This window comes from Kluyvera georgiana ATCC 51603 (genome assembly GCF_001654985.1).
In the GTDB taxonomy this organism is placed as follows: Bacteria; Pseudomonadota; Gammaproteobacteria; order Enterobacterales; family Enterobacteriaceae; genus Kluyvera; species Kluyvera georgiana.
Map to the genome: position 1 here is coordinate 1 of NZ_LXEU01000055.1, position 5462 is coordinate 5462.

7 protein-coding genes and 2 pseudogenes are annotated in these 5462 nt (G+C 48.5%); 6 read left to right on the forward strand and 3 right to left on the reverse strand.

Annotated features, from left to right (window positions below; genetic code table 11):
* The 3 genes from M989_RS14035 to M989_RS14045 form a co-directional block, all read left to right on the forward strand.
* Positions 1–451: IS3 family transposase (locus M989_RS14035; protein WP_157093556.1), on the forward strand; the 451-nt coding region annotated here is incomplete at its 5' end.
* A gap of 73 nt (positions 452–524) precedes the next feature.
* Positions 525–1094, forward strand: coding sequence for a hypothetical protein (locus tag M989_RS14040; RefSeq protein WP_064546322.1), 570 nt, complete (start codon positions 525–527; stop codon positions 1092–1094).
* Between the two features lie 13 nt (positions 1095–1107).
* Positions 1108–1476, forward strand: a complete 369-nt coding sequence (locus tag M989_RS14045) for a hypothetical protein (RefSeq protein WP_064546324.1) — start codon at positions 1108–1110, stop codon at positions 1474–1476.
* A gap of 48 nt (positions 1477–1524) precedes the next feature.
* Here the strand turns inward: M989_RS14045 and M989_RS14050 are convergent, their stop codons facing one another.
* A complete protein-coding gene (locus M989_RS14050) occupies positions 1525–2439 on the reverse strand; it encodes an endonuclease/exonuclease/phosphatase family protein (protein ID WP_083965167.1) in 915 nt (304 codons plus the stop codon).
* A gap of 125 nt (positions 2440–2564) precedes the next feature.
* Positions 2565–2855 (reverse strand): helix-turn-helix domain-containing protein, encoded by a 291-nt coding sequence (locus M989_RS14055; protein WP_064546331.1) that lies wholly within the window; start codon positions 2853–2855, stop codon positions 2565–2567.
* Positions 2856–2958: 103 nt separating this feature from the next.
* Here M989_RS14055 and M989_RS24670 point away from each other — a divergent pair, with 103 nt between their 5' ends.
* From M989_RS24670 to M989_RS14065, 3 genes and pseudogenes are all read left to right on the forward strand, one after another.
* Positions 2959–3195, forward strand: a complete 237-nt coding sequence (locus M989_RS24670) for a helix-turn-helix domain-containing protein (protein ID WP_074398799.1) — start codon at positions 2959–2961, stop codon at positions 3193–3195.
* Positions 3196–3302: 107 nt separating this feature from the next.
* On the forward strand, positions 3303–3527 hold the full coding sequence (locus M989_RS14060; RefSeq protein ID WP_064546334.1) for a helix-turn-helix domain-containing protein: 225 nt from the start codon (positions 3303–3305) through the stop codon (positions 3525–3527).
* A gap of 132 nt (positions 3528–3659) precedes the next feature.
* Positions 3660–4223, forward strand: a pseudogene (locus M989_RS14065) (hypothetical protein); the annotation flags it as partial.
* Positions 4224–4499: 276 nt separating this feature from the next.
* Here the strand turns inward: M989_RS14065 and tnpC are convergent.
* Positions 4500–5294 (reverse strand): annotated as a pseudogene (gene tnpC / locus M989_RS14070) (IS66 family transposase); the annotation flags it as partial.
* Between the last annotated feature and the right edge of the window lie 168 nt (positions 5295–5462).

Sequence of the window (5462 nt, forward strand, 5' to 3'; positions counted from 1 at the left end):
ACGTACTGATGAAGGCTGGCTGTATCTGGCAGTGGTGATCGACCTGTGGTCGCGTGCCGTTATCGGCTGGTCAATGTCCTCGCGGATGACGGCACAGCTGGCCTGCGATGCGCTACAGATGGCATTGTGGCGGCGTAAGCGCCCGGAAAATGTCATCGTGCATACAGACAGAGGCGGTCAGTACTGCTCAGCGGATTATCAGGCGCTCCTGAAGCGGCATAACCTGCACGGCAGCATGAGTGCAAAGGGTTGCTGTTACGACAATGCTTGCGCGGAAAGCTTCTTTCACTCACTGAAAGTCGAATGTATCCACGGTGAACGCTTTATCAGCCGGGAAATAATGCGGACAACGGTGTTTAATTATATCGAGTGTGATTACAATCGGTGGCGTCGTCACAGTGCTTGTGGCGGTCTCAGCCCGGAACAGTTTGAAAAACAAAATCTCGCTTAGAGCCGTGTCCACATTACGTGGGTAGGATCAGAAAGCGTTTCAGGATCAGCAGATTCCATGTTGTTATCACTCTATGCCATCCTATAAATCGAATACCTACAAAGACTTTTCACAAAAAGGCATCGATATTACCCAATCTGTGGATAGCTGGATTGCGCCAGAAAATACTACCTTATCAGGTGTGGAAATTGGTCTGAAAACGAGCGGAGGGATATTAGAAGATCTTTATGAACACGTTTCAGGTAAGGCGGTAACAGGTATTTTCAATGCGGTTCCGGATTTACTTCTGGCAAATCCGACAATCAGACCAACTGTTGCTGTTGAGGATATCTATGATGATTCTATCTATGTAAAGGCCAGCTACGCCTTTTATGATGGAACGACAGGCCGTTGTTGCTACCGGCTGGCCGATTTATTGTCTACCTGGCAGGATAAAAAGGACAGTAAGGATGAGCGGGGTGACCCTGCATATATTGTTGGCAATAACCCTGCTATGCCGAAATTTCGAATTGTTACTTCAGATAAGCCTGGTGATATGATTACAGAATTTAATTCAAAAGGCTTCAATACTGATTCTGAATATTTTGGGAGCGTTTCCGGGATAAATGTTTTACCCATTTATCTAACAACATTATTCGAATGATGTGGAGGATATGATGAAACAATTAAAATGGTTGTTAATTTTCTTATTCTTGCCTTTTGCGGTGCAGGCAAGCAACAATGCTGGTGATTTAACTACACAATGTAGCCATTCCGGGAAAGAAACTATATTAATCTCCGATGCGACAATAGATAAGTACGTCAGCAGTGTAATATATCAGGGGACGGTGGAAACGGCGAATGTAAATATGAGAATTAACGGAACATACTACGTTGCCATTTTAAGTGCGCATAGTGACTGGACGGGATATCCAGGTGGTGGTGCTGATATTGCTAAGGTTGGTTTTACTGCCTATACGTTAGGCAAGAAAGTGAGTGCCTGCGTGAGTACCAATACGGGGTTCCTATACGGATTATCGTTTTAAACATATCAGCCCCGATGCTGGCAACATCGGGGCTTGTGGTGCCTGACATTAAAGATGTGTTAATTTAAGTTGGACAACCAGTGGCAGGTGGTCGGATAACTGGCCCCAGTGAATATTTTCCCGGAATTCAGTCACGCTGGGCGTTTTTGTCTGAACGACATCCCACTGCTGGGCCGTTGAGGTGAATACATAATCAATACGGCGATTTGGGTTCCATGAAGGATAAGTAAAATCGCCTTCAGTAGGTAAGGTGTCATTCATCTGGTAGCGTATTTCCCGGTACTCCGGCGAGGCAGGGACCAGATTCAGATCCCCCATCAGCACGGGAATCGCGTTTTTCCCAACCTTATCCACGAGCGCCATTAGTTCACGGACCTGCTTCAGGCGCAGGGTATTATCTCGCTCCTGATCGGGGTGAGTGATGATTACCGCCAGTGGAGCGGGCATTCCAGGTACGCTGATATAATTCACACACGCGGTGCGCAGCTCTCTGCCATCGGTGTTGATGAGTTTTACCTGCTCCGTTTTGTCGATTTTCCAGCGTGAGATCAGCGCGGTGCCATACTGGCCGCCATCAAAGTCGATGGAGCGGCATTCAGCATATTGCATGTTACCGGCTTTGGCGAGTATCTCAGCCTGGTTCACTGGCTTGCTGCTTCCGGCATTTTTGGCCGAACGTAAGGTATTAAAATCCACTTCCTGCAAAGCAATAATGTCGCTTTTCAGTGCCGGTATAGCAGCCGCCAGATCGGGTGTTTTGTTCAGCCGTGACGCCATAATATTCCAGGTGGCAAAGGTGATTTCTGGCGCTGATGCAACAGGTTTATCAGTCAGGTAACTGTGTGCACTGACTGGTAGGGTTGCGGTAGTAAGAAGCGTTAGTAACAGCAGACATATCGATTTTCTTTCTCTCATTATCGTGATTTCCCTGGTGTTGGATACGACAAATTTTTCATTCTGCATTTTTAGATTTGTGGGATGGGTTATTTATATATCTCATTGTTATTTCATTAATATTTCTCCATGGAAGAGCGCGGATCGGGCGTCATCAGTTAACGATGAATCGCGCCGACCCTGGTCGCAAGGCGTTAATGTTTTTCCTCTGTCAGAAATACAGCGGAGCATTGGGGTATTCCCGGTATTGGCTGCTTTGGCATGCGGTAATCTTCTTTACCCGCGTAGCGAGTTGGCCAAATGGATGCAGGATGAATGTTGAGTGCGCGAGCAATCAGCCATTCACCCTTCGGCCAGGGACGTGAAAGTGCATTCGCCAGCGTGGAGGAGGCCAGGCCCGCTTCCCGCGAGACTGCCGCCATACTGGTGCCGCGTTTGTGCAGGGCGGCGATGATGTCGGCTGGGTGCCAGTCTTGTTTAGTCATTCCTGTTACCTCACAAACTTGCGTATTTAACAAATTATCCCGTTTTGGGATAATTTTGTAAATCACTGATATTCGATTTTGGGATTAAAATCGAGTATCACAAATGTCATCTATTTATTCTGAACAGTATCAGCAGGTTATAAGACTGTTGCGTTCGGCGAGACAGGATAGAGGTCTGACGCAAGCACAACTTGCAAAAGCATTAGGTCGTCCGCAGTCATTTGTTGCCAAAGTTGAAAATGGTGAGCGTCGTCTGGACATCATCGAATTTGCCCATATTGCTCATTTGCTATCTTTGGATCCTGCTGTCGTACTGAAAATGGTTTTGCCTCAGAAGTGACGTTTTCTTAGCTCATTGTTGTTGGGTTTGATCGTAAATATCCCACTTTGGGATATTTAGGTGGTGACATGATAGTCGGGCCTTAACTTATTGTTGAGGCTGACGAAATGACTTCTGTCTACTCCATTGAATACCAGATGGTTATAAAGGCATTACGTGAAGCGCGGGTTGCAGGCCACATCACCCAAGAAGAGCTAGGCAAGGCGCTGGGAAGACCACAATCTTTCATCGCAAAAGTAGAAAACGGAGAGCGGCGGTTAGATATAGTCGAGTTTGTTCATCTATGCCGATTAGTTGGTATTGATCCTGCCAGTATCATTAATAAGCTATAGTACTAATATTCACTTCGAGAACATGAGGTTACTAAGTGAAGGATGTTCACAATATAGCCCTCAAAAAGTGATTTCGTTCAATCTATTACCCGTTAGATTCTTTGATAATGTTTCCCGCAAAGGGAGAATGCCATGTCAGAGAGCCTGCAATCTAACACAACTCAAACGTTACCAGACGACAGGGAAGAACTTTATCATCTTGTCTGGCGCGAGCCAGCGGAGAAAATCACCTCTCTCTATAGCATCAGTAAAGAACAACTGACAAAACGATGCGCTGAATTACGAATACCGAGACCGCTCGCAGGATACTGGAAGGCGCTAGCGAAAGGAACTGCACCGGCGGTACCTGCTTTGCCTGATTTGAAGAGTGGCAAGGTAGAAAAATCCCCCAGAAAAACCAGCCAGGCCATTCCTCTTCCCACAAAAATTTCATCGAAAGTAGCAGCGCCAGCACCGCGAAAGCGAGCAAGGACAGCGGGTAGTGGCTATGCACTGATCGAAGATCTCAAAACTTACCTTCCCGTCTCTTCCGTCAAAAAAGACGGCTACTACAAACCAACGAAAAAGAAGCTACTCGATCTGAATGTTTCAGAAACTGGATTCAACAGTGCTATCGATTTTCTGAGTCGGTTCTTTGCTGCACTGGGAAAGCAAGGTTATTGGGTAAGGTTAGCTGAAGGAAATGAAGGACTTCATTGGTAAGCGTACAGCGTGAGCCGTCTGGTCAGAATCTGACGAATTAGACAAAGTGGTGTCCACCAAATAAGTAGTGGGAACCAAAGTGTCAGATATGCAGAAAAATGTGACTCCCGGCAGGCGAAAAGGCTGCCCTAATTATTCTCCTGAGTTTAAGCAACAACTCGTTGCTGCCTCCTGCGAACCAGGAATCCCGAAAATCATTTCCGCGATGCGTGATGCTGTTCCGTTGATAAAGAGTAAGCGTACAGCGAGAGCCGTATTGACGGGTACGGGTTATTCAGTTTGCAGGGTTACGCGCCATGGTAACAGTTCGCTGACCTGATTGACCGGCCAGTCAGCTATTACGTTGAGCACATGACAGAGATACCTCTCTGGCTCCACGCCGTTCAGTTTGCATGTACCGATCAGGCTGTACAGTAGCGCTCCACGCTCACCACCGTGGTCAGAGCCGAAGAACAGGAAGTTTTTGCGGCCCAGGCTGACCATCCGCAACGCATTTTCAGCGATATTGTTATCGGCTTCAGCCCAGCCATCGTCTGCATAGTACGTCAGTGCCGGCCACTGGTTCAGTGCGTACGCGAACGCCTTCGCCAGCTCTGAGTGTCGCGACAGGGTTTTCATCTTTTCACGCAGCCAGCTTTCCAGGGATTTCAGTCGCGGTTTCGCTTTCTGCTGACGTTCGCCAAGGCGCTGCTCTGCCGGCATTCCCCTTATTTCAGCCTCGATGGCATACAGTTCGCCGATACGTTTCAGGGCTTCCTCCGTCAGCGCTGATGGCGTGCGAACGTGCACATCATGGATCTTGCGGCGGGCGTGAGCCCAGCAGGCCGCTTCCGTTATCTGTCCATTGCGGTACAGCTCGTTGAACCCGGCATACGCATCCGCCTGCAGCACGCCGCTGAAGTCCGCAAGATGACTCTGCGGGTGGATACCTTTCCTGTCCGGGCTGTAAGCGAACCACACAGCCGGCGCCCGCGCTGACCCGGCGTTGCGGTCATCACGAACGTACGTCCACAGCCGTCCGGTCTTCGTCTTTTTATTACCCGGTAACAGTACCGGGACGGGCGGTCGAGTAGACCAGAGGGATCCTCCCCCTCTGGCCGCTCACAGAACCGTACGTGAAGCTCTCACCTCATACGGCTCCTGTTATTCAACTCTACCTACTCAAAGGTCGCTCACTGCAAGCTATATGTCACCAAAACGCCGATTACAGCGGCAGATTTACTGAACGATCGC